This window comes from Hansschlegelia zhihuaiae, from assembly GCF_004103825.1.
Taxonomy (GTDB): Bacteria; Pseudomonadota; Alphaproteobacteria; order Rhizobiales; family Methylopilaceae; genus Methylopila; species Methylopila zhihuaiae.
The window spans coordinates 83,724-105,152 of record NZ_RYFI01000004.1 but is presented as its reverse complement, the minus strand read 5'-3'; the positions used below and the strand labels follow the sequence as shown (position 1 = coordinate 105,152).

Sequence of the window (21,429 nt, the reverse complement as noted above, 5' to 3'; positions counted from 1 at the left end):
GTCAAGCCCGGCGATGACGGGAGCGGGGCTCCAATCTTTTTTCAACCGATCCCGGCTCTCGCTTCGCTCGGCCAGGATGACGCTTCTCCTCCCTCAGGACATCCCATGCGCCAGCCCACCGGCTCCGCCTATTTCATGGAAGAGCACCACGAGCCCGTCACGCCGCATACGCTGGCGATCCTGGTGGACAACGAGCCGGGCGTGCTCGCCCGCGTCATCGGCCTGTTCTCCGGCCGCGGTTACAACATCGACAGCCTGACGGTGTCGGAGGTGAGCCATGAGGGGCACCTGTCGCGCATCACGGTCGTCACCACCGGCCCGGCCGACGTGGTCGAGCAGATCAAGACCCAGCTCGACCGACTGGTGCCGGTCCACTCGGTGCTCGACCTGACGCTGACGGGCCGCGCGCTCGAGCGCGAGCTCATGCTCATCAAGGTGAAGGGCAAGGGCGAGATGCGCGTCGAGGCGCTGCGCATCGCCGAGGCGTTCCGCGCCCGGGTCATCGACGCCACGGTCGAGAGCTTCGTGTTCGAGCTCACGGGCAAGCCCGACAAGCTCGACCAGTTCATCCTGCTGATGACCCCGCTCGGCCTGATCGAGGTCGCGCGCACCGGCGTCGCCGCCATGGCCCGCGGGTCGGAGGCGATGGAGGGCTGAGCGGGATCGGCTCCGGCTCCTTCATGAAACCGAAGAAAGCCGGTGTTTACCTTCGGCTGCGCGGAGGCGCACGCTCTTCCAAAAGATGGTTTCCTTTCGCCGGAGCGGCATGACTATGGCGCATCGGCGGTTCTCGTCAGATCAGGTGGGACGGCAGGGGCGACGTCAATGCGCAACGGTCTGACGATTGCGGCGCTCGCCATGGCGATCGCGACTGCGGGGGCAGGGGCGGCGAGGGCCTTCGAGCCGGTCGATTCCAGCACGTTCGTGAAGGGCTTCGGCGCCGACCAGATCATGCCGCATATAGAGGCGCTCGACGCCATCGCCAAAGACAATGGCGGCAACCGCGCCGTCGGCACGCCCGGCTACCGCGCCTCCAAGGACTATGTGAAGGACAGGCTGAGGGCGGTGGGCTATGCGGTCGAGCTGCAGAAGCTCTCGGCCTTCCAGTTCACCGAGCGGACCTGGGCTGTCATGGCGCGGCTGTCGCCCTCGCCCAAGGATTTTGAGCTGCTCGACGACTTCCGCACCATGGAGTTTTCCGGCTCGGACGATGTGAGCGCGCGGCTTATTCTCGCGCGCGGGATCGAGATTCCGCCGGCCGCGACGACGTCGTCCACAAGCGGCTGCAAGCCGAAGGACTTCTCCAGACGCGTCGAGGGCAAGATTGCGCTCATCCAGCGCGGCGGCTGCGACTTCGTCGTCAAGGCGCGCAACGCGGAGGCCGCCGGGGCCGTGGGCGCGATCATCTTCAACGAGGGGCAGGAGGGCAGCCAGGAGACGCTGTCCGGCTCCCTGCGCGAGCCGGGCGTGAAGATTCCGGTGCTCGGCGCGTCCTATGCTGTCGGCGAGGAGCTCTACGACCAGGTCAAGTCTGGCGTCTCGGTGCGCATGCGCGTCAAGGTGAGCGCGGACATTGAGAAGGTCGACACCACCAATGTGCTGGCCGACCTCGAAGGCGAGGTGAAGGACCGCACCGTGGTGGTGGGCGCGCATCTCGACTCCGTGGCGGAGGGGCCGGGAGTCAACGACAATGGCAGTGGGACCGCTGCGGTGCTCGCCATCGCCGAGCGGTTCGCGAAGCGGCAGATCAAACCGCGCAACACGGTGCGCTTCGCGTTCTGGGGCGCCGAGGAGGTCGGCCTCGTCGGCTCGACCCACTATGTCGACACGCTCCCCGCAAAGGAGCTGCGCAAGATCGCGCTCAACCTCAATTTCGACATGCTGGCCTCGCCGAATTTCGCCGCGCTGGTCTATGACGGAGACGGCTCGGAGGGCGACGCCGGGCCGGCCGGCTCCGACGTGATCGAGAAGGTGTTCGTCGACCATTTCGAGCAACGCGGCCTGCCGAGCCGCCCGACCCTGTTCGACGGAAGGTCGGACTATTTCGCCTTCATCGAAAACGGCGTCCCGGCCGGCGGCCTGTTTTCGGGCGCCGAAGAGATCAAGACGAAGGGACAAGCGAAGCTGTTCGGCGGCGAGGCCGGCGAGGCCCTCGACCCCTGCTACCACAAGGCCTGCGACGACATCGGGAATGTGAGCCGGGAGGCGCTCGAGCAGTTCGGTCCGGCGGCGGCACACGCGGTCTACACCTTCGCCCAGACCAGGGAAGACGTCCGCGCCGCCGCTTCCGCGCAGATGGCGCGGGCCGATATGGCGGCGGCCGCCCGCAACGCGCCCTATCGCGGCCCCAGGCTGGTTCGCTGAGCCCTGCGCTGGACTCCCGGGCGCCGCGACTCTGCTAGACTGTGACGGGTGGCCGACGGTCCCGGTCGCCATGGGATCGCGGAACTGAGGTAGTGCTTGTCATGATGGCTCTGCCCTTCGTGATCTTCGCCGCCGCGACGGGCTGCGCGCTCGCCGGGAGGCGCGGCCTTGCGCTCGGCGCCTGGGGGATCGGGCTGGCTCTCACTCTCTTCCTGTTCCGGCATCACGCCACCGACGCCCTCCCGCTCGCCTTCTGAGGACGCCGGGCCATGACGCGCTCGCTCTCTGTCGTGCTCAACGCCTGCGGGCTGCTGGCTCTGACCGCCGTTCTGGCCGTCGCGTTCGGCTACCAGTTCGCGCTCGGCGAATTGCCCTGCCCGCTGTGCCTGCTTCAGCGCGCCGCCTTCGCGGCGGCCGGGGTCGGCCTCGCGCTGAACGTCTGTCTCGGCCCGCGGCCGAGCCACTACGCCATGACGATCCTCAGCGCCGTGGCGGGCGCAGGCGTGGCGGCGCGCCAGGTGCTGCTCCACATCACGCCCGGCAGCGGCTCCTACGGGTCGCCTTTCCTGGGAATTCATTTCTACAGCTGGGCGCTGATGCTGTTCGTGGCGATCGTGGTCGGCTCCGCCGCCATGTTGCTGGCGGACCGCCAGTTCGCGGCGGAGGGCCCCGGGACCCCCGCCGCCCCCGCGCTCGGCAAGGGGGCCGTCGCCCTGTTCCTGTTCCTCGTGGCGGCGAACGGGATCTCGACCTTCGCCGAATGCGGCGGCGGCATGTGTCCCGACAACCCGACCGAATATCAGTTGCTGAGCCGCTGACCCCGGAAGCGCCGCGCCGCCCGGAACAGACCATCGAGGGGGATTGAACCCGACGCGCCGATCGGGCATATGGCTGAACCGTAACGTACGGTACGGCGGATATGCAGGTCGAGGCCATCACGATCGCGGGCGAGGAAGAGATCACGGAGCGTCGCGCCGCCGTGCTCGACGCCGTGCTCGCTTTGCTCGTCGAGAAGGGGGCCGCGGCCCTCACCATGACGGCGGTGGCGCAGCGCGCGCGCTGCTCGAAAGAGACGCTCTACAAATGGTTCGGCGACCGCGACGGGCTTCTTTCGGAGACCGTGCGCTGGCAGGCCTCGAAGGTGAGGGCGGGGGCCTATGACCGCCAACATCTCGACGCCGGCGCGCTGCGCGAGAGCCTCGAGGCGTTCGCGGCCAACTGGCTGAGCGTGATCTCCTCGCAGACCTCCGTCGCGCTCAACCGCGTCGCCATCGGACAGGCGGAGGCGCTCGGCGGCCTCGTGCTCGCCAATGGGCGGTTCGCCATCGGCGAGCGGCTCAAGCCCCTGCTGCTCGACGCCCGCGCGGCGGGCCTCATCGCCTTCGACGACGCGGAGGAAGCATTCCGCACCTTCTTCGGGCTTGTCGGGCGCGACGTGCAGATCCGCCTGCTGCTCGGCGACAGGCCGCCGCTCGACGGCTCGACCATCGCGGACGACGCCGCCCGCGCCGCAAACCAGTTCCTCGCCCTCTACGGGGCGAAGCAACAGCCGGCGAAGGCCGGCTGACCTCGAAACGACGACTCCAAGGGAAGGAACCCGAAACATGCGCGTCTATTACGATCGCGACGCCGATCTCAATCTCATCAAGGGCAAGTCCGTCGCCGTGATCGGCTATGGCAGCCAGGGCCACGCGCACGCGCTCAACATGCGCGACAGCGGCGTCAAGAACGTCATCATCGGGCTGCGTCCGGGCTCCGCCACGGCCAAGAAGGCCGAGGCCGAGGGCTTCAAGGTCATGTCGCCGGCCGAGGCCGCCAAGGAAGCCGATGTGGTGATGCTGCTCACCCCCGACGAGCTCCAGGCCGACATCTACAAGGAGAGCCTTGAGACGAACATGAAGCAGGGCGCGGCCCTCATGTTCGCGCACGGCCTCAACGTCCACTTCAACCTGATCGAGCCGCGCAAGGACCTCGACGTGCTGCTGGTCGCCCCGAAGGGCCCGGGCCACACCGTCCGCGGAGAATATCTGCGCGGCGGCGGCGTGCCCTGCCTGATCGCGATCGCACAGGACGCCTCGGGCAACGCCCACGACCTCGGCCTCTCTTACGCCTCCGCGATCGGCGGCGGGCGCGCGGGCGTCATCGAGACCTCGTTCCGCGAGGAGTGCGAGACCGACCTGTTCGGCGAGCAGGTCGTGCTTTGCGGCGGCCTGGTGGAGCTGATCCGCGCCGGCTTCGAGACGCTGGTCGAGGCCGGCTACGCGCCCGAGATGGCCTATTTCGAGTGCCTGCACGAGGTGAAGCTGATCGTCGACCTCATCTATGAGGGCGGCATCGCCAACATGAACTACTCGATCTCCAACACCGCCGAATATGGCGAATACGTCTCCGGCCCACGCATCGTCACGCCCGAGACCAAGGCCGAGATGAAGCGCGTGCTGACCGACATCCAGTCCGGCGTCTTCACCCGCAACTGGATGCTCGAGAACAAGGTCAACCAGACCTCGTTCAAGGCGACCCGGGCGAAGAACAACGCCCATCAGATCGAGCAGGTCGGCGAGACGCTGCGCGGCATGATGCCGTGGATCAAGGCCAAGGCCCTGGTCGACAAGACCAAGAACTGAGCGGCCTTAGCTGCGCCAGATGACTGAACGGCCGGGCGGAAGTCCGGCCGTTTGCCATTGGATTGCGCCGCTCAGCCGATCGACAGCTCCGCCGGACCTTCGCGCAGGCGGGCGGCGTCGCGGATCGGCGGCGCGCCGAACAGGCGGCGATATTCCCGGCTGAACTGCGAGGGGCTGTCATAGCCCACGTCGTGCCCAGCCGTCGCGGCGTCCCGCGCGTTGCTCACGATCAGCCGTCGCGCCTCCTGCAGCCGCAACTGCTTCTGATACTGCAGCGGGCTCATCGACGTGACCGATTTAAAATGCGCGTGCAGCGACGACGGGCTCATATTCGCGGCCGAGCACACGGCGTCGATCCGGAACGGCTGGTTGAAGTTCCGTTTGATCCAGTCGATGGCGCGGCTGACCTGATTGATCCTGCCGTCGGCGAGCGCGATCTGCCGGATGCGCGCCGCGAACGCGCCGGTCAGCAGGCGGTAGAGGATCTCGCGCTCCGCCAGGGGGGCGAGCGCCGCGATGTCGTTCGGCGCGTCGAGCAGGCCGACGAGACGGGCGAACGCGTCGGAGACCTCGGCCGGCGTCGGCGCGACCGACAGAGCGACGTCCGACGGGCCTTCCCGCTGGTCGAGCCGATGCTCGATCAGCATCGCGTTCAGCGCCCTCGGGCAGAGGCTGAGCTTCGCGCCGAGATAGGGCTTTTCGGGCGTCGCCTCGATGACCCGGCCGACGATCGGAAGATCCACCGAGAGCACGAGAGCCGTGGAGGAGTCGTAGGGATAGGTGACGCCGTTGAGCTCCACCTCCTTGCGGCCCTGCGCCACGATGCAGAAGGCCGGCTCATGCAGGACATGGGCGGGCTCGGTCGGATGCGAGGCGCGATAGACGAAAAGGTTCGGGATCGGGGTCTCGTGACTGCCGTCCGTCGGGGCGTATCGCGCAATCACGGCGGCGAGGGCGTCGAACTCGGGCATAGGGGGCCTCGGCAGTCGGGGCGGCGAAGCGGCTCGAAAATGAGCGCCCGCCGGATCGGCGTCGTGGCCGCAAGCTAGGCCGACGACGACCGGAGCGGGAGGGGTGGGGCGCGACTTCAGGAGGATCGTGCAAGAGGTTTGGAGCATCTGGCTATCACTTCGCGGCCGCGCCCGTCATCCTTCACATGGCGTCTCCGTATGGATGCGTCATAGCTGTTGGAGGGTCCGATGCCGAATCTCCGCGGGAAGACGGTCGCGGTGGCGGCCGATTGCGAGGTCGCCGCGGCGCTCGCCCGTCGACTGGCCAAGGAGGGCGCGCTCATCGTCCTCGGTTCTCCTCGGTCCGACGAGTTGAACGAAACGCTCGCCGAGCTGAGATGGGAATGCGCCACGATTCTGTGGCGTCCCATGGACCCGCACGATCCCGCGGCGCTTGGCGAACTGGCGGACTATGCCGAGAGCGCCTTCGGAGCGATCGAGGCGATCGTGAGCGGCGGGGCGCTTCGCCTGGACGCAGGCCCCGCTCCGAGGCTGCTCTCTCCGAAGGCGTGTCCTGCGCGACGTTTCATTCGACTGGCCGTCGCAAGCGAGCGTCGCGACGTCGTCTGCGCCGGGGAGAACCAACGCGTCACCACTATCGTGACTCGCACGGACGGCGCGACCGCGAGTCCGGAGTCTGTGGCGGACGCCGTCGTCTTCGCGCTCGCAGGCCCTAGCGAGGTCGAGGTTGGATCGCTCTTCCTGCGGCCACTCGCCCAGGCGGCGTAATTTCCGGGATGGCGTCGTTCCGACGCCGCAGCGGACGTCGGCTCAAAGGACGAAGTCCGCCGCGCTGAGGTCCATCTTTCGCATCAACTCGAGACGGAAATCGGCCGCTCCGTCGCCGTCGATGTCGCCGGTGACGAGCGTGCCGCCCTTGGCGATCTCGTAGCGCAACTCGCCGGCGTTCCCGCCGAAGCCGTCGGTCCCGATGAAGTCGAAGGCCTGCCGCCCCACGGCGGTCGTGTCGGCGTCGATCTTCTTGAGCTTGATGATGTCGACTCCGGCTTCGAAGTCTCGAATCCGGTCGGCGTCGAGGTGATGCGCCTTGACGAAAACGAACACGTCTTCGCCCGCCCCGCCCGTCAGATCGTCGCCGATCTTGAGGCCCGGCATGAAATTGCCGCCGCCCCCGATCAGGGTGTCGTTCCCGTCGCCGCCGATCAGATAGTCGTTGTACCCGCCGCCGTTCAGGAGATTGTCGGCCGTGTTGCCGGTGAAGCTGTCGGTCGCGTCCGATCCGATGGCGTTCTCGATCTTCGTGCCGAGCGCGACCGCGAAGTCGTTCGGCTTGCCTCCCAGAGTGGAGAAGCCGCCGCCTCGCATGTCGATGAAGGCGCCGTCCTTGAAGCCGCGGAAGTCGAAGCGGTCCACGCCGCCGGTGTCGACAAGCGTGAAAGTGCCCTTGTTCTGAAGGTCGAGCAGCGTCTCCATCGTATAGACGTCGTGACCCTCCCTGATCTTGGCGGGGCCGTAGAGTTGATCGATCGCCGCCACGTCGGCGACGGCGGGGAAGGAGATGAAATAGTCGATCTGCGAGCCGTCGGACCTCTGATCGAAATACGACATGATCGACCATTTCCAGGTGTCCTTGGCAAAAATCGCGTCCTGCTCGTAGGACCCTTGGCCGTTGTACGAGCCGGCGTGGTTGAGGCCGAGCGCATGGCCAATCTCGTGAATGAAGGTCTGGAGGCCATAGTCGCCGACGCCCCAGCGTTGATCCGCCGGAAAGCCGTTCATCCAGTTCTCGGCCACATTGACATGGGCGTGGATCATCTCGCCACGCGCCGTGTAATTCAGTTCCGCGAAAGCTCCGCCCTCGCCGTTGCCGAAGCTGATGTCAGCGTTCGTCCTCACCTGTTCGAAGGTTATGCCGGTCGCCTCGGTCCAGATGTCGAGCGCTGCGCGCGCCGCCGCCAGCATGCGAGCATCGTCCGACAGTCCCTTCAGACTGACCGTCAGCGACGTGTCCGCCCACCGCAGCGCCGGTGTCGAACCGTCGCCATGCGCGAGATAATCAACGAGATGGGCGAGCGAGGGATCTTTGGACATGAGTGCGACGCTTCCGTGAGCCGGCTCTAATTCAATACCGCTTCCGGAACGACGTCATCCGCTCATCGGCGTATGATCACAATGGCGATCGTCCAGCTTGCCGAGGTTTCACGCCGTCTGCGGCGGAACGGCATCAGTGCGCCGCCGTCGGGAGGGTGCCCCGCTGACCCAAGGCGTCAGAGGATGAAGTCCTTGGCGGAAAGCTCGATCTCGGACAGCAGCGTCAGCCTGAAATCCGCGCGGCCGTCGCCGTCGACGTCTCCGGTCACGATCGTCGCGTCGTTTCGGAACTGGTATCTGAGTTCGCCCGCCGTTCCGCCGAACCTGTCGGCGCCGATGAGGGCGAAGGACTGGTCGCTGACCTGGGTCTCGTCGGCGTCGACGCGCGCGAGACCGATGACGTCGAGTCCCGACTGAAAGTCGCGCACCAGGTCGCCGTCGATCTGCTCGACGCGGCGGTACGTAAAGACGTCGCGGCCTCGGCCGCCGGCGAGTTCGTCGGAGCCGAGCCCGCCGCGCAGCGTGTCGTCGCCGCCGCTTCCCTCGATCGTGTCGTCGCCGCGCGCACCGAAGATCACGTTGGCGGCGTCGTTGCCTCTCACGGCGTCCGCCCCGCCGGAGCCGCGGACGTCCTCGATCACCGAGCCGAACGCGATCGCGACATTGTCGTCGTGGAGGCCGAACGTCGAGAAGCCGCCTTCCCGGAGATCGACCTTCGCGCCGCCGGTCCCGCGGAGATCGATCAGGTCGCTTCCGCGCGTGTCCGCGATCGTGAAGGTGCCGGCGCCGCGCCGGATCTCCATCGTCGACAGCGAATAGACCGAGTCCTCCGGCCGGAGCTCGATCTCGCCATAGAGCGCGCGGATCGCCGCGAGGTCGGCCAGCCTCGGCGACGAGACGATGTATCGCTCATGGCCGTCGAGGTTGCTCTGGTCGAAATAGGACATGATCGTGTGCTGCCACGTGTCCTTGGTGAACCTCGCATTGTCCTCGTAGGTGACGTTCCCGAAATAGCGGCCGGGATGGCCGAGGCCGAGCGCATGGCCGATCTCGTGCACGAAGGTCTGCATGCCGTAATCGCCGAGACCCCAGCGCTCGCCCCTGGGGTCGCCGTCTCTCCAGTCCAGCGCGACATTGATGGTCGCACCGAGAATCTCGCCGTCTCCTGTGTAATCAGTGCCAGTGTACGCGCCGCCGGGATCGGCGGTGAAGACGATGTCGGCGCCGCCCGACACTTCCGTGAACTCGAAGCCGGCGCTACGCGTCCAGACCTCCAGAGAGCGGCGCGCGCAGGCCAGCATGCCGGGCTCGTCGACGAACACGCCGAGGTCGACGGTCAGCGAGGTCTTGGCCCAGGACTGCGCCGGCTCCACGTGCTCGCCGAACGCGATGTAGTCGACGAGGTTGTCGAACGACGGATCCTTCTTCATCATAGCAGAAAATCCTTGAGTTTATATAGTTATAAACTGATGAGGCGGCGACCTTGCGCTGATCTATACTAGAGTGTCGCGATCCTCAACGTGGTTCGCCTCGCGTTTGGCGCATGCGCGGGGCGCCTTCCGGGATCGGACAGGAGGCCGACGGCGGTAACGCCGTGTGTCGTGAGTCATTCGACATTCTAAGTAGTTGTACGTAGAAGTGCTGAGAGCGCTCATTTTCTTAGGATTTCGCGACAATTAATTTTTGTTTGACTATAAAAGAACGACTATTTGCCTGAGTTTCATCAAGCGACGAAACACAATCTTTAGGAGCGCGCGCGAGAAAGCCGACAGCACCCAACGAGGCTTTTGCGCGATGTCCGTGATTCCTGGCACGACCGGCCCCGACACGCTGACGGGCACCGACACTGAAGACACCATCACCGGCGCCGCCGGAAACGATTCCCTGAGCGGCCTCGCAGGCGCCGACTCCATCACCGGCGACGCAGGCGTCGACACCATCATCGGCGGCGCGGACGACGACACGCTCGACGGCGGCGCCGACAACGACACGTTCATCCAGAGCGGCGCTTTCGGGGTCGACGTGATCACCGGCGGAACCGGCGCCGACACCGTCGTGTTCTCGGGCTCCGCCACAACCTCGGCCATCAGCCTGACCTCGGCGGCGAGCGTCGAGACCATCAACATGTCGAACGCAACTCTCTCCGGCACCGCCGGCGACGACGCGTTCGACTTCTCCGGCGTCGTCACGGTGAACAATCGCTCACTGATCGATCTCGGCGCGGGCTCCGACGATTTCATCGGCTCGCAGGCCGCCGACAGCGTTTCCGGCGGGGCCGACGACGACACGCTCGAAGGCGGCTCGGGCAACGACACGCTGATCGGCGGCGCGGGCTCCGACAGCGTGGTGGGCGGCGCGGGCGACGACCGTCTCGTCTCGACGGGCCTCGAACTCTCCACGGTCTTCGTCGGCGGCACGGGGAACGACACGCTGGCGCTCGTCACCTCGGCCGACGGCGTCACGTCGATCTCGCGCCTGACGCTTGATGCGGCCGCCTCGGTAGAGACCATTGCGTTCGAGACCGGCGGCGGCCTTTCGGGCACGGCCAAGTCCGACATCTTCGACCTCAGCGGCGTCACGACGCTGGTCGGCAGCGGCCTCATCGACCTTCGCGCCGGCAATGACCGCTTCACGGGCACGCAGGCCGGCGACAACGTCCTTGGCGGCAACGGCAACGACAGGCTGAACGGCGGCGCGGGCGCCGACACGCTCGATGGCGGCGCCGGGACCGACTCGCTCGACGGCGGCGACGGGGACGACAGGTTCGTGTCCTCCGGCGTCGACACCGGGACCACATTCTCCGGCGGCGCGGGCGCCGACACGCTCGCCCTCGTTCAGTCGGCCGACGGGATCACCTCGACCCAGGGCCTCAAGCTCGACGCAGCCGCTTCGATCGAGACGATCCGCTTCGAGACCGGCGGAGGGCTTTCGGGCACCAAGCGCGGCGACAATTTTGATCTCAGCGGCGTCGCCGCCGTGGTCAACGGCGGCGCGATCGATATGGGCGCCGGCGCCGACCGCTTCATCGGCACCCAGGTGGCCGATAGTGTGATCGGCGGCAAGGGAAGCGACAGGTTCGACGGCGGCCTTGGAAACGACTCGCTCTCCGGCGGCGACGACTTCGACACGCTGATCGGCGGCGCGGGCAACGACACGCTCGACGGCGGCGCCGCCGCCGACGAGCTGTCGGGAGGCGACGGCGACGATCTGCTCTACAGCGCCGGCGTCGAGAAGACCTCGACCTTCTCGGGCGGGGACGGCGCCGACACGCTGGCCTTCATCAAGCTCGGCGGCGACGACACGACGATCGTCAACCTGAAGCTCGACGCGGCCGCCGGGATCGAGCGCCTCGACTACACGGTCGGCAGCTTGTCGGGCACCACCGCGGGCAACACCTTCGACCTCAGCGGCGTGACGACCATCGTGTCGAACAAGGTCGTGTCGATGCTCGCTGGCGCAGACAAGTTCTTCGGCTCGCAGGCGGCGGACAGCGTCGACGGCGGCGGCGGCAACGACGTGCTCGACGGCGGCGTCGGCGCAGACACGATGATCGGCGGCGGCGGCGACGACACCTTCGTGGTCGACAACGCGGGCGACGTCGTGGTCGAAGCGGCCGGCGGCGGCGTGGACCTGGTCGAGGCTTCGGTCTCCTACACGCTCTCGGGAGCGGTCGACAACCTCACCCTCACGGGCGGCGGCGCCATCGACGCGACCGGCAACAACCTCGCCAACATCCTGATCGGCACCGCGGCCGCCAACGTGCTGGACGGCAGCGGCGGCGCGGACCGGATGTCCGGCGGCGCGGGCGACGACACCTATGTGGTCGACGACGCCGGCGACGTCGTCACCGAGCTCGCCAACAGCGGCGCCGACACGGTGCAGTCCTCGGTCAGCTACTCGCTCGCCGCCAATCTCGAGACCCTGACCCTCACGGGTTCAGCCGCGATCGACGCCAGCGGCAACAGCTCCGCCAACACGCTGAACGGCAACTCCGGCGCCAACGTGCTCGACGGCGAACGCGGCGTCGACACGATGGCGGGCGGCGCGGGCGACGACACCTACATCGTCGACGACACGGGCGACGTGGTCACGGAGGCCGGGAACGCCGGCGTCGACACCGTCCAGTCCTCCGTGAGCTTCACGCTTGGCGGCGGCGTCGAGAACCTGACGCTGACCTCGAGCCTCGCGATCCAGGCGACGGGCAACAACCTCGCCAACGTCATCACGGCGGTCGGCGGCAACAACGTCATCGACGGCCGCGGCGGCGCCGACACTATGATCGGCGGGTCGGGCAGCGACACCTATGTCGTCGACGACGCCGACGACGTGGTGACCGAGCTCGCCCTCGGCGGCACGGACACGGTCCAGGCGAACAGGACCTACACGCTGGGCGCCAATGTCGAGAAGCTTACTCTGACGGGGTCTTCGGGGATCGACGGAACCGGCAACGGGGTCGTGAACACCATCGTCGGCAACTCGGGCGCCAACGTGATCGACGGCAAGCTCGGCTCCGACATCCTGACCGGCGGCGACGGCGCCGACAGCTTCACGTTCTCGACCGAGCTCAAGTCTTCGAACGTCGACACGGTCTCCGACTTCGTCGTCGCCGACGACACGTTCCTGCTCGACGATGCGGTCTTCAGCGGGCTGACGGCGGGCGCGCTGGCCGCAGGCGCCTTCGTGATCGGCTCGTCGGCCGCGGAAGCCGACGATCGCATCATCTACAACAGCTCGAGCGGCGCGCTGCTGTTCGACGCCGACGGGTCGGGCTCCGGCCGGGCGGTGCAGTTCGCCAGGATCGGCGCCGGGCACCTGCTGACCGCGGACGACTTCACGGTGATCTGAAGCGCGAACGCGCTGGCTCTTCCGAGGGCCGGTCCCGCTCGCCGGGGCCGGCCCCTGCTTTTTCAGACGTTTTCGGCCCGCCGAGGGCTCCGGCCGCCGCACCCTCGGTCCATTGCGCTTTTCATGAAATGCGTGAACAAGGCGTCTCCTCTCAGAGACGCCGGCTCCCCATGAATTTCGACGCCATCATCCAGCCAGTGCTCGACTTCGTGCGCGAGCACGAGGCCTGGGCGCCCGTCATCGTGTTCGTGATGGCGTTCCTGGAATCGATCGTCGGCCTGTCGCTCGCCGTGCCGTCGACGCCGCTCTTCGTCGGCGTGGGGGCGCTGATCGGCGCCAGCAATCTCGCCTTCTGGCCGATCTTCGCCGGCGTCGCGCTCGGCGGCTTCATCGGGGACTGGGCGTCCTACTGGCTCGGCATCCATCTTAAGGACAGGGTGATGGAGTGGAAGACGGTGAAGTCGAAGCCGCAGCTCATCGAACGAACCAAGGCCTTCGTCGAGAAATGGGGCATGGCGGGCGTCTTCCTCGGCCGCTTCGTCAGCCCGATCCGTTCCTTCGTGCCGTTCGTTGCGGGCATGTTCCAGATGCCGTTCTGGCTCTTCCAGATCGCAAACGCCTCGTCGGCGGCGGTGTGGGCCTATGTGCTGCTCGCGCCGGGCGCGGCGCTGCTGCGCGACTATGTCGGCTGACCCATCGCGCGCCGCGATCGCTCCGATGACGGGTTCGAACTCGACGGGCGCGGAGCGGCGGCGGTAGAAGGCTTCGGGCTTTCAGCACCTGGCCGCGCCTCGTGAACATCCTTTCGATCCAGAGCCACGTCGCCTACGGCCATGTGGGCAACGCCTCGGCGATGTTTCCCTTGCAGCGGCTCGGCCACGAGGTCTGGGGCGTCCACACCGTCCAGTTCTCGAACCACACCGGCTACGGGGCGTGGCGCGGTCCCGTGTTCCCGGCGGACGCGATCCGCGAGGTCGTGCTCGGCGTCGAGGAGCGCGGCGCGCTCTCGCGCTGCGACGGCGTGCTGTCGGGCTATATGGGCGACGCCGAAATCGGCGAGGCGATCCTCGACGCCGTGGCCCGCGTGAAGCGCGCCAACTCCGCCGCGCGGTATTGCTGCGATCCTGTGATCGGCGACGTGGGGCGGGGCGTCTTCGTTCGGCCGGGCATCCCCGAATTCATGCGCGACCGCGCGCTGCCGGCGACGGATGTCGTGACCCCCAACCAGTTCGAGCTCGAATTCCTGGCCGATCGCGCCGTGGACGGCGTCGAAGCCGCCAAGGCGGCGGCCGGCGCGCTGAGGGCCGCTGGTCCGGACGTGGTGCTCGTCACGAGCCTCCAGACATCCGAGACGCCGGACGGCGCGATCGAGATGCTCGCCGTCGACGGCGCCGGCGCGTGGCGTGTCCGCACCCCGCTGCTGCCGCTCTCGGTCAACGGCGCCGGCGACGCCATCGCGGCGCTGTTCTTCGTCCATTTGCTGACGACGCGCTCCAGCGCCGAGGCCTTGTCGCGCGCCGCCTCGTCGGTCTTCGGACTCCTGAAGGCCACGGCCGAGGCTGGTTCACGCGAGATCCTGACCGTCGCCGCGCAGGAGGAGTTCGTGCGCCCAAGCCTTATGTTCGCCGCGGAGCCTGCATGAGCGCGCAACGCCTGCGCGTCGCGCGCGTCTGCGGCGTGTCGGCGCGGCTTCGGCCTGGCGCGCATCCGGTCGAGGCGCTCGAACGCGAGGCGATCGCGTCCGTCTGGAGCCGCGCGCTCGCCGAGAAGCCGCAAATGTTCGACGGCCGCGTTCTGCTCGGCGAGGACGTGGCCATTTCGGGCGGCCAGCTCGAGCTCGCCTGCCGGGAGACGGGTTTCTCCACTCTGGTCTGGCTCCGCACGCGGCCGGAGGAGCGGCGGGTGATCAACGCGTTCGGGGCGGCGGTGGTCGTCTCGGCCGACGGCGCGGCGTTGCTCGGACGGATGGCGCGCCACACCGCGAACGCCGGGCTTCTCTACTTCCCCTGCGGCACGCCGGACCGCGACGACGTTCGGGGAGACGAGGTCGACATCGAGGGCGCCATGCTGCGCGAGCTCGAGGAGGAAACCGGTCTCGCGCCTCCGCTCGTCTCGCCGACGCAGCGCGCCGTCGCGGTCTTCGACGGGTCGCTCGTCGGTTATTTCCGCCGCTTCGACTGCACGCTCGACGCCGACGCCATCCATGCCCGCGTCGGCAATTGGCTCGCGCGCGACCCCGACGCCGAGCTGGAGGAGGTGGTCCTCGCCCGTTCCGCGGCGGAGCTCGACTCCTCGTCGCCGCCTTATGTGCATGCGGCCCTTGCGGCGTTGCTTCCCGCCTGACGCATTCGCGGATTGATCGAAACGGCCGCTCCACGTAAACTTCGCAACGGTTCGGCCGATGGCCTCCGACATCTGGACTAAGTTGATGCCCGCGCGCGACGCTTTCACCGCGATCCTGACGGAGGCCCTGCCGGCCGCCGCGGACGCGCGCGCGCGTCTTGGCCTCCTCCTTACCCGCCCCTGAGGGCCGGCCGGGCGTGATCGCCCTGGCGCTCAGGGGTTGCGAAGTACCGAACCGATCAAGACACTTCCGGCCTTGCGCAGCGCCCAGCCAGCGGCCCGCGGCCGACGTCCGACCGAAGGACCATTCGAAATGACCGCATCCTCCGATCGCGTCGTGATCTTCGACACGACGCTGCGCGACGGCGAGCAATGCCCCGGCGCCACCATGACGTTCGAGGAGAAGCTCGAAGTCGCGGCGCTGCTCGACCGCATGGGCGTCGACATCATCGAGGCCGGCTTCCCGATCGCCTCGAACGGCGATTTCGAAGCCGTGGCCGAGATCGCGCGCCGCACCGAGAACGCCACGGTCGCGGGCCTCGCCCGCGCCATACCGGGCGACATCGCCCGGGCGGGCGAGGCCGTGCGCCACGCGCGACGCGGCCGCATCCACACCTTCGTCTCGACCTCGCCGATCCACCTCGCGCACCAGATGCGCAAGACGGAAGACCAAGTGATCGAGATCATCCAGGCGACGGTCGCCCAGGCCCGCAATCTCGTCGAGGACGTCGAGTGGTCGGCGATGGACGCCACGCGGACGTCGATCGACTATCTCTGCCGGGCGGTCGAGACCGCGATCAAGGCCGGCGCGACCACCATCAACCTGCCGGACACCGTCGGCTACGCGACGCCCGAGGAATATGGCGACATGTTCCGTCAGGTCCGCGAACGGGTGCCAGGCGCCGACAAGGTGATCTTTTCGACCCACTGTCATAACGACCTCGGCCTCGCGGTCGCGAACTCGCTCGCGGGGCTCGCGGGCGGCGCGCGGCAGATCGAGTGCACCATCAACGGCATCGGCGAGCGCGCCGGCAACGCGGCGCTGGAGGAGATCGTGATGGCGCTCCGGACGCGCGGCGACGTGCTGCCTTACGAGACGGGTGTCGAGTCGACGCTGCTGACCCGCGCGTCGCGGCTTGTCTCGGCCGCGACCTCGTTCCCGGTCCAGTACAACAAGGCGATCGTCGGCAAGAACGCCTTCAGCCATGAGAGCGGCATCCACCAAGACGGCATGCTGAAGCACAACGAGACCTACGAGATCATGACGCCGGCGTCCGTCGGCCTGACCAAGACCTCGCTGGTCATGGGCAAGCATTCCGGCCGCGCGGCCTTCAAGGACAAGCTGAAGGCGCTCGGCTACGAGCTCGGCGAGAACGCGCTGCAGGACGCCTTCCAGCGCTTCAAGGACCTCGCTGACCGGAAAAAGCACGTCTATGACGAGGACATCGAGGCGATCGTCGACAACCAGATCGCCTCGGCGCACGACCGCATCAAGGTGCTGTCGCTCACCGTCATCGCCGGCACGATGGGCCCGCAGTCGGCGACGCTGACGCTCGACATCGACGGCGTGCATACGACGGTCCAGTCCTCGGGCAACGGGCCCGTGGACGCGATCTTCAACGCGATCCGCCGCGTCGTGCCGCACGAGGCGCGGCTCGCGCTCTACCAGGTCCACGCCGTCACCGAAGGCACCGACGCGCAGGCCGAGGTGTCGGTGCGGCTGGAGGAGGGCGACAAGACCGTGACCGCCAAGGTCGCCGATCCCGACACGCTGGTGGCGTCCGCCAAGGCCTATGTGGCGGCGCTGAACAAGCTCTCGGCCAAGCGCGGCCAGCTTAACGCGCAGGCCGCGATCAGCGCCTGAGGCGGGCGTTCGCAAAAATGTGACGGCGTCGCGGAGCGGGCCGCGACGTCATCCTCCCGTGAACGGGGCATGTTTGTTGCGGCGGCCGGCCGCTGCAACCGCAGATCGCCAGGCGCGGACTTCTGCCGAGAATAGGGCGCGATCAGACGCCGACAGGGGGAACGTCGATGTTGAGCGTATCCAGAGCGCGGGACCTCACGCCGCCTCCGCCGCCGGAGGTGATCACCGGCAAGAACCGTCCGGACACGCTGGTCGGCGGGACCGGCGACGACACGATCGACGGGCGTGGCGGCGCGGATTCGCTCGATGGCGGTGACGGAAACGACGTGGTCGGCGGCGGCGGCGGCGATGACACCCTGCTCGGCGGGGCGGGCGACGACACGTTGTCGGCGAAGGAAATCGAAAATCCGTTCGCGGTCGCGAGCGGCGATGACGACATGACCGGCGGAGGCGGCGAGGACTGGTTTGAGGTCATCGCGTCCTCCGACGCCCGGACGCCGCTGATCACCATCACGGATTTCACCGCCGAGGACTTTTTCGTCGGCGAGGAGATGCGCGGCTATACGCGTGCAAGCGTCGAGCATGTCGGCGACGACAGCTATGTCGTCTTCACCGACGCGGCCGACGAGCTCGGCCTTGTGGTCCTGTTCGAGGGCGTGAACCTCGTCGGCGAGATCGAGTTCTCGGACGAGCGGCCCAGCTCGTTCGAGCTTTCGGGATACGATCTGCTCGGCGTCGAGACGCCCGCCGGGACCGAAGGCCCCGACTCCATCGAGGGCAATTCCGGAAACAATTCGATCGCGGGCCTCGGGGGCGACGACACCATTTCGGGCGGGCGCGGCGCCGATACGATCGACGGCGGCGACGGCGCCGACTCCATCGCGGGCGGCGAGGGGAACGATTCGCAGACCGGGGCGGACGGCGCCGACACGATCCTTGGCGACGCTGGCGACGACACGATCAACGGCGGCGTCGGCGCGGATTGGCTGTCGGGCGGGGACGGGAACGACCGGATCCTCAGCTTCTTCGGCGCCGACACGCTCGACGGCGGCGCAGGCGACGACGTCGTCCGAGGCGGACTGGACGCTCTCGCCATCCAGGGCGGGGACGGAAATGACAGCGTCACCGGCTCGCGCGGCGACGACACGATCGACGGCGGCGCCGGCGACGACTTCATCAGCGCCGGAGAGGGCGCCGACGACGTGTCCGGCGGCGACGGTGCCGACACCATCATGGGCGAGGACGACACGATCGACGGCGGCAAAGGCGCCGACTCGATCGACGGCGGCGCGCGCTCCGAGGTGTTCGGCGGCGGCGGCGACGATCAGCTCCGTGGGGGCGTCGCTCACGGCGGCGACGGCGACGACGCCATCAGGGCGCCGACGGGATATGGCGGCGCCGGCGACGACAGCGTGTCGGGGCGGGACCTCCACGGGGATGGCGGAAACGACAGCCTTTATGGCGAGCGCGGCGCGTCGACGCTGGAGGGCGGGGCGGGGAACGACTACCTCTCCGCCTATAGCGGCGAGGACATATCCTTCGGCGGCGACGGCGACGACGACTTCTACAGCCGAAAGGCCGTCGACCAGATGTTCGGCGGCGACGGGAACGACAGCTTCTACGCTGGAGGCAAGGACGACACGGTCCTCGGCGAAGCCGGCGACGACACGCTGAATGGGGGCGTCGGCGCCGACATCCTGACCGGCGGCGCTGGGTCGGACCAGTTCGAGATCCTTCACGGCGAGGGCCAGACCCCGACCATCACGGATTTCTCCGTAGAGGACAGCCTCGCCTTTCTTTATATGTCGGCCGCCACCGAGGTGACGATCGAGCATGTCGGGGGCGACAGCATCGTCACCTTCTCCGGCGGCGCGACGCGCGGCGAAGGCGACACGGTGATCGTCTTTGAAGGCGTCGACATCACCGGGACGATCACCCCCGAGAAGGGCTATTTCGTGGTCTCGGGCGAAGACCTTCTGGGATAGCGGCCGCATTCGGGCGTCCGGCGACGGAGCGGCTCGCCCTTGCGGGACGCTGCGCCATCTCTCCCCCAAGCCCAGCGGCGGAAGGGAAGTCGGATGTCGCACGGAGAGGTCCCGGTCGCAGAAGCGCGCGGCCGCCAGTCTGCGGTCGCGATCGAGGACGCGAGCCTCGCGGCCTTCTATCGCGACATGACCCCGCCGGAGCGGCGCACCTTCTGGGCGTGCGGCGTCGGCTGGGCGCTCGACGGCATGGACTACATGATCTACCCGCTGGTGATCGGCACGATCACCGCGCTCTGGCACGTGCCGCCGGGCCAGGCCGGGCTCGCCGCCACCGTCACGCTGCTCGCTTCCGCAATCGGCGGCTGGGGCGCCGGATACCTCGCAGACCGGATCGGCCGCGTCCTCACGCTCCAGATCACCGTGCTGTGGTTCTCGTTCTTTTCGCTCGCCTGCGCCTTCGCGCAGAACTTCGATCAGTTGCTGGTCGCCCGCGCGTTGCTCGGCCTCGGCTTCGGCGGCGAATGGGCGGCGGGCGCCGTGCTGATGGGCGAGACCATCCGCGCCCAGTATCGCGGCCGCGCGGTCGGCTCCGTCCAGTCGGGCTGGGCGGTCGGCTGGGGGCTCGCCGTTCTGTCGCAGGCGATCCTGTTCTCGATCCTGCCGGCCGAGACGGCTTGGCGCTGGATGTTCGCCGTCGGCGCGCTGCCGGCGTTGCTCGCGCTCTATCTCAGGATGTACGTCAAGGAGCCTGAGATCGCAGAGAAATCCAGAGCAAGCCAGGCCTCGGGCGCCGCTCGCCCCGCGATCTGGGAAATCTTTTCCGGTCCCATCCTCAAGACCACGATCCTGGCCTCTCTGCTGTCGACCGGCGCGCAGGGCGGCTACTACGCCATCACCACCTGGCTGCCGAAGTTCCTGACCTCCGACCGCGGACTGTCGATCGTCGGCTCGACCGGCTATCTCGCGGCGCTCATCGTCGGCTCGTTCGCGGGCTACCTCACGGGCGCCTGGCTCGCCGACAAGATCGGCCGGCGGAACCTGTTCCTCGTGTTCTCGCTTGGCGCCGTCGTGGTCGTGCTCGCCTACACCCAGCTGCCGCTGTCGAACAGCGTGCTGTGGCTGCTGGGCCTGCCGCTCGGCTTTTTCGCCTCGGGCTATTTCTCGGGGATGGGGCCGTTCCTGACCGAGCTCTACCCGACCCGGCTGCGCGGCTCGGGACAGGGCTTTTGCTACAATTTCGGCCGCGGCGTCGGCGCCCTGTTTCCGGCGCTCGTGGGCTACCTGTCCGCGGGAGCGTCGCTCGCAAGCGCCATCGCGATCTTCGCGGCGGCGGCCTACGGCCTGTTCTTCCTTGCGGCCTTCGCGCTGCCCGAGACCAAGGGCAAGGTGCTGCATGCCGATTAGCGCGGCGCCGGGCGAACCTCCTGCCTGTCCCGGCCCCGACCCGCGCGTCCGCGGAGCGACCCGTTTCACGGTTCCGCCGGGCGCCGTCGACTGCCACGCCCATGTCATCGGCCTGCCGCCCGCCTATCCGTTCGTGCCGGAGCGCACCTACACGCCCCCGGAGGCCACGGAGGCGGCCTATCTCGCGATGCTGGACGCGACCGGCATGTCGGCCGGGGTGCTGATCCAGGTCAGCGTCCATGGGACCGACAACCGGCGGATGATCGAGACTTTGCGCGCCCATCCGGAGCGTCTCAGGGGCGTCGCCGTCGTCGAGCCGGACGCCGGCGAGGCGACGCTCCGCGAGCTCCACGCGGCCGGCGTGCGCGCGCTTCGGCTGAACGTGCTGTTCGGCGGCGGCGTCGGGCTCGGCAACATCGAGCGCTACGGCGCGATGGCCCGCGAGATGGGCTGGCATCTCGAGTTTCTGCTCGACGCCGCCGTCCTGCCGGAGCTCTGGGCGAGGCTTCGGCGACTGCCGGTCGATTTCGTCATCGACCATATGGGCCACTTTCCGACGAGCCGCGGCTTCGACGATCCCGGCTTCCGCGCGCTGCTGGCGCTCGTCGCGGAAGGCGGCTGGGTGAAGCTCTCCGGCGCCTACCGCACCTCCGTCGACGGCGCGCACTACGCCGACGTGATTCCCTTCGCCCGCGCGCTCGCCGACGCGGCCCCGGAGCGCTGCGTGTGGGGATCGGACTGGCCGCATGTCGCGCACTGGGCCGCGACCCTCAACGCAGGCGATCTTCTCGACGGGCTCTACGACTGGCTGCCCGACAAGGATCGTCGGCGGCGCGTTCTGGTCGACAACGCCCGGCGGCTCTACGGCTTCGAGCCGCTATGAGCCGATCGGCGTACGTAGTTGTTCGTATGACGACAATTTCGCCACGCGACATGTT

The 21,429-nt window shown here is 68.1% G+C and carries 18 protein-coding genes; 15 read left to right on the top strand and 3 right to left on the bottom strand.

The genetic code is table 11. From position 1 onward, the window contains the following. The first annotated feature begins 105 nt into the window (after positions 1-105). The 6 genes from ilvN to ilvC all read left to right on the top strand — a co-directional run bounded on the left by ilvN (position 106) and on the right by ilvC (position 4,988). Positions 106-657, top strand: a complete 552-nt coding sequence (ilvN, locus tag EK403_RS05845) for an acetolactate synthase small subunit (RefSeq protein WP_128776569.1) — start codon at positions 106-108, stop codon at positions 655-657. A 168-nt stretch (positions 658-825) separates the two neighbouring features. Then, positions 826-2,364, top strand: coding sequence for a M20/M25/M40 family metallo-hydrolase (locus EK403_RS05840; RefSeq protein ID WP_128776568.1), 1,539 nt, complete (start codon positions 826-828; stop codon positions 2,362-2,364). 101 nt (positions 2,365-2,465) lie between these two features. Further along, the gene (locus EK403_RS22235) at positions 2,466-2,621 is read left to right on the top strand and encodes a DUF5993 family protein (RefSeq protein WP_164919508.1); all 156 of its coding nucleotides are present in this window, start codon (positions 2,466-2,468) and stop codon (positions 2,619-2,621) included. 12 nt (positions 2,622-2,633) lie between these two features. Next, positions 2,634-3,182 (top strand): disulfide bond formation protein B, encoded by a 549-nt coding sequence (locus tag EK403_RS05835; RefSeq protein WP_128776567.1) that lies wholly within the window; start codon positions 2,634-2,636, stop codon positions 3,180-3,182. Between the two features lie 101 nt (positions 3,183-3,283). Continuing rightward, positions 3,284-3,931, top strand: coding sequence for a TetR/AcrR family transcriptional regulator (locus EK403_RS05830; protein ID WP_128776566.1), 648 nt, complete (start codon positions 3,284-3,286; stop codon positions 3,929-3,931). A 37-nt stretch (positions 3,932-3,968) separates the two neighbouring features. Further along, complete coding sequence (gene ilvC, locus EK403_RS05825) at positions 3,969-4,988, top strand: ketol-acid reductoisomerase (protein WP_128776565.1); 1,020 nt, start codon at positions 3,969-3,971, stop codon at positions 4,986-4,988. A 71-nt stretch (positions 4,989-5,059) separates the two neighbouring features. On the opposite strand, the gene EK403_RS05820 is transcribed toward ilvC, so the two are convergent. Further along, positions 5,060-5,959: an AraC family transcriptional regulator gene (locus tag EK403_RS05820; protein WP_128776564.1), complete on the bottom strand. Its 900-nt coding sequence runs from the start codon at positions 5,957-5,959 to the stop codon at positions 5,060-5,062. A gap of 228 nt (positions 5,960-6,187) precedes the next feature. Here EK403_RS05820 and EK403_RS05815 point away from each other — a divergent pair, with 228 nt between their 5' ends. Beyond that, a complete protein-coding gene (locus EK403_RS05815; RefSeq protein ID WP_128776563.1) occupies positions 6,188-6,727 on the top strand; it encodes a hypothetical protein in 540 nt (179 codons plus the stop codon). 42 nt (positions 6,728-6,769) lie between these two features. Here the strand turns inward: EK403_RS05815 and EK403_RS23575 are convergent, their stop codons facing one another. Together EK403_RS23575 and EK403_RS05805 are read right to left on the bottom strand one after the other, a co-directional pair. Then, the gene (locus EK403_RS23575; protein WP_128776562.1) at positions 6,770-8,050 is read right to left on the bottom strand and encodes a M10 family metallopeptidase C-terminal domain-containing protein; all 1,281 of its coding nucleotides are present in this window, start codon (positions 8,048-8,050) and stop codon (positions 6,770-6,772) included. Positions 8,051-8,226: 176 nt separating this feature from the next. Further along, positions 8,227-9,483: a M10 family metallopeptidase C-terminal domain-containing protein gene (locus EK403_RS05805; RefSeq protein ID WP_128776561.1), complete on the bottom strand. Its 1,257-nt coding sequence runs from the start codon at positions 9,481-9,483 to the stop codon at positions 8,227-8,229. Between the two features lie 361 nt (positions 9,484-9,844). Between EK403_RS05805 and EK403_RS05800 the strand changes: the two genes are divergently transcribed. The 8 genes from EK403_RS05800 (at position 9,845) to EK403_RS05765 (ending at position 21,374) form a co-directional block, all read left to right on the top strand. Beyond that, positions 9,845-12,895 carry a beta strand repeat-containing protein gene (locus EK403_RS05800; protein WP_128776560.1) on the top strand — a complete coding sequence of 1,017 codons (3,051 nt, stop codon included), beginning with the start codon at positions 9,845-9,847 and terminating at the stop codon, positions 12,893-12,895. Between the two features lie 170 nt (positions 12,896-13,065). Next, positions 13,066-13,587, top strand: coding sequence for a DedA family protein (locus EK403_RS05795; protein WP_128776559.1), 522 nt, complete (start codon positions 13,066-13,068; stop codon positions 13,585-13,587). Between the two features lie 101 nt (positions 13,588-13,688). Beyond that, entirely contained in the window at positions 13,689-14,537 is an 849-nt protein-coding gene (pdxY, locus tag EK403_RS05790; protein WP_128776558.1) for a pyridoxal kinase PdxY, read from the top strand. Further along, the gene (locus tag EK403_RS05785; protein ID WP_128776557.1) at positions 14,534-15,238 is read left to right on the top strand and encodes an NUDIX hydrolase; all 705 of its coding nucleotides are present in this window, start codon (positions 14,534-14,536) and stop codon (positions 15,236-15,238) included. Before pdxY ends, EK403_RS05785 begins: the two co-directional genes overlap by 4 nt. 313 nt (positions 15,239-15,551) lie before the next feature. After that, entirely contained in the window at positions 15,552-17,102 is a 1,551-nt protein-coding gene (locus tag EK403_RS05780; protein WP_128776556.1) for a 2-isopropylmalate synthase, read from the top strand. A 167-nt stretch (positions 17,103-17,269) separates the two neighbouring features. Beyond that, complete coding sequence (locus EK403_RS05775; RefSeq protein WP_128776555.1) at positions 17,270-19,087, top strand: calcium-binding protein; 1,818 nt, start codon at positions 17,270-17,272, stop codon at positions 19,085-19,087. Between the two features lie 93 nt (positions 19,088-19,180). Further along, on the top strand, positions 19,181-20,491 hold the full coding sequence (locus EK403_RS05770) for an MFS transporter (RefSeq protein ID WP_128776554.1): 1,311 nt from the start codon (positions 19,181-19,183) through the stop codon (positions 20,489-20,491). Next, the gene (locus EK403_RS05765; RefSeq protein WP_128776553.1) at positions 20,481-21,374 is read left to right on the top strand and encodes an amidohydrolase family protein; all 894 of its coding nucleotides are present in this window, start codon (positions 20,481-20,483) and stop codon (positions 21,372-21,374) included. The genes EK403_RS05770 and EK403_RS05765 overlap by 11 nt, the downstream gene beginning before the upstream one ends. Positions 21,375-21,429: the final 55 nt, after the last annotated feature.

Coding starts and splice junctions, on each gene's coding strand:
- ilvC (WP_128776565.1), top strand. CDS start 3,969: ATGCGCGTCTATTACGATCGCGACGCCGATCTCAATCTCATCAAGGGC.
- EK403_RS22235 (WP_164919508.1), top strand. CDS start 2,466: ATGATGGCTCTGCCCTTCGTGATCTTCGCCGCCGCGACGGGCTGCGCG.
- EK403_RS05805 (WP_128776561.1), bottom strand. CDS start 9,483: ATGATGAAGAAGGATCCGTCGTTCGACAACCTCGTCGACTACATCGCG.
- EK403_RS05835 (WP_128776567.1), top strand. CDS start 2,634: ATGACGCGCTCGCTCTCTGTCGTGCTCAACGCCTGCGGGCTGCTGGCT.
- EK403_RS05765 (WP_128776553.1), top strand. CDS start 20,481: ATGCCGATTAGCGCGGCGCCGGGCGAACCTCCTGCCTGTCCCGGCCCC.
- EK403_RS23575 (WP_128776562.1), bottom strand. CDS start 8,050: ATGTCCAAAGATCCCTCGCTCGCCCATCTCGTTGATTATCTCGCGCAT.
- EK403_RS05820 (WP_128776564.1), bottom strand. CDS start 5,959: ATGCCCGAGTTCGACGCCCTCGCCGCCGTGATTGCGCGATACGCCCCG.
- EK403_RS05830 (WP_128776566.1), top strand. CDS start 3,284: ATGCAGGTCGAGGCCATCACGATCGCGGGCGAGGAAGAGATCACGGAG.
- EK403_RS05775 (WP_128776555.1), top strand. CDS start 17,270: ATGTTGAGCGTATCCAGAGCGCGGGACCTCACGCCGCCTCCGCCGCCG.
- EK403_RS05840 (WP_128776568.1), top strand. CDS start 826: ATGCGCAACGGTCTGACGATTGCGGCGCTCGCCATGGCGATCGCGACT.
- EK403_RS05780 (WP_128776556.1), top strand. CDS start 15,552: ATGACCGCATCCTCCGATCGCGTCGTGATCTTCGACACGACGCTGCGC.
- EK403_RS05770 (WP_128776554.1), top strand. CDS start 19,181: ATGTCGCACGGAGAGGTCCCGGTCGCAGAAGCGCGCGGCCGCCAGTCT.
- EK403_RS05785 (WP_128776557.1), top strand. CDS start 14,534: ATGAGCGCGCAACGCCTGCGCGTCGCGCGCGTCTGCGGCGTGTCGGCG.
- EK403_RS05800 (WP_128776560.1), top strand. CDS start 9,845: ATGTCCGTGATTCCTGGCACGACCGGCCCCGACACGCTGACGGGCACC.
- ilvN (WP_128776569.1), top strand. CDS start 106: ATGCGCCAGCCCACCGGCTCCGCCTATTTCATGGAAGAGCACCACGAG.
- EK403_RS05795 (WP_128776559.1), top strand. CDS start 13,066: ATGAATTTCGACGCCATCATCCAGCCAGTGCTCGACTTCGTGCGCGAG.
- EK403_RS05815 (WP_128776563.1), top strand. CDS start 6,188: ATGCCGAATCTCCGCGGGAAGACGGTCGCGGTGGCGGCCGATTGCGAG.